Raw genomic sequence first — 854 nt, 5'->3', positions numbered from 1 at the left:
CCTTGATAGCGTGTATGGTTTTGATTACTTCGCTTGTTCCAAGTTGTTGTTCTTTGTCATCCGTACATTCCAGTCCAAGTGAACGTCTAATATTATAGGCTAACCAATCTAATTTCCCTTGAAAACCACAGTTCAACACATCAAACCAATTATCACAGATCGCTCCTCCATTATTCCGATAAGTACTTATAACCGCACAGAATGCATCTTTGCTTATATTCCCCGATTCAAAACCTGACCAATACAAGGCCACATCAATCAGTTCTTGAGTGGGATTGGTAGTTCCTGCTGCTTCCCAGTCAATAAGGATTGGAATCTGATTTTCGTCCCATAACACATTCTTGGGGTCTAGATCTCTGTGGCTGATAACTCTAGTGTTACTTAATAATCTCGCCGATGATCGAACTAGTTTCTCCCAGAGATACAGGTTATTCAAGTTGTCTATCAGCAAGTAGGACCAGTCCTGGTTTTGCTGCTTTCCTTTGATGGCATAATCATTCCAATCCACTACAGATACATTAACGCTTTCAATTGGATGATCGACAATAAGTGGAGAGAAATCGGTTCTGTGTATATTCGCAAGTACTTCTCCAATCTTTTTGCAACACTCCATATCTATAATCCCTGAGTGGAGTACCTTCCCTTGAACCCATGGAAACAGTATGTAATATTGACCGTCAACTTCATGTATACAGCTTTCGTTTGATACGATTGCCGGGAGTGCGTTTATTCCATTTTGGTACGCCAAGTTTGCCACTTTTTCGGAAAAGATAAAGTTGTTCATGGCTGTTCTACGTTGCATGATTTGCGGGTTTAAAGCTTTCACAGCATACACAGCTTGGTCTGTTTTCAGT

General features: G+C 40.6%; 1 protein-coding gene. It reads right to left on the bottom strand.

What is annotated here, in order from left to right; all coding sequences use genetic code 11:
* Positions 1-854 (bottom strand): aminoglycoside phosphotransferase family protein (locus AC1DWB_RS36335; RefSeq protein WP_477545898.1); only part of this gene is annotated, 854 nt, incomplete at both ends.

The organism is Paenibacillus sp. P4_E11, from assembly GCF_056401635.1.
The sequence above is the reverse complement of the archived record's forward strand: the minus strand, read 5'-3'. Positions and strand labels throughout refer to the sequence as shown.